This is a genomic window from Dysgonomonas mossii (genome assembly GCF_004569505.1).
Classification (GTDB): domain Bacteria; phylum Bacteroidota; class Bacteroidia; order Bacteroidales; family Dysgonomonadaceae; genus Dysgonomonas.
In genome coordinates this window covers 1-454 of the sequence record NZ_SPPK01000065.1, presented here as the reverse complement: position 1 = coordinate 454, position 454 = coordinate 1, and the positions used below count along the sequence as shown (strand labels likewise).

General features: G+C 70.7%; 1 protein-coding gene. It reads left to right on the top strand.

The features are described 5' to 3' along the window. The coding region (locus E4T88_RS18055) for a hypothetical protein (protein WP_221411819.1) at window positions 1-256 on the top strand (256 nt) is incomplete at its 5' end. Window positions 257-454: the final 198 nt, after the last annotated feature.

Genomic DNA, 454 nt, shown 5'->3' with positions numbered 1-454 from the left:
CTGGCAGGCGTCGGCCTGCGTGCACGCCGCCTGCAGCCACCTGCCCTTCCAGCAGGGCCGGGCGACGGCGTTCTCGCGCACCGCCATTGCCGTGGCACTGCTGCAGTGGGCCCTGCTGGCGCTGCCGGCCTGGTGGCCGGGCGCGCCGATCGCGGCGGTGGCGCACGCCTGGTGCCTGGGCGCGGCATCGGCCGCGGCACTGCTCGCCTGGGCCCTGTGGATGGCGGGTTTGGGCAAACGGGGCGGCCAAACTTAAAATCCCCCCTTTTTGTCCGTTCCGTCTTTTCTCCCACCGCGCCTGCCTGCGGACCTCCATGTCTGAAAACCAACCTACCTCCCCGGCCCCTTCCCTCGACGACAACCAACTCATCGCCGAGCGCCGCGAAAAACTCGAGGCCCTGCGGGAGGCCCAGGCACAGGGCAGGGGCGTGGCGTTCCCCAACGACTTCCAGCC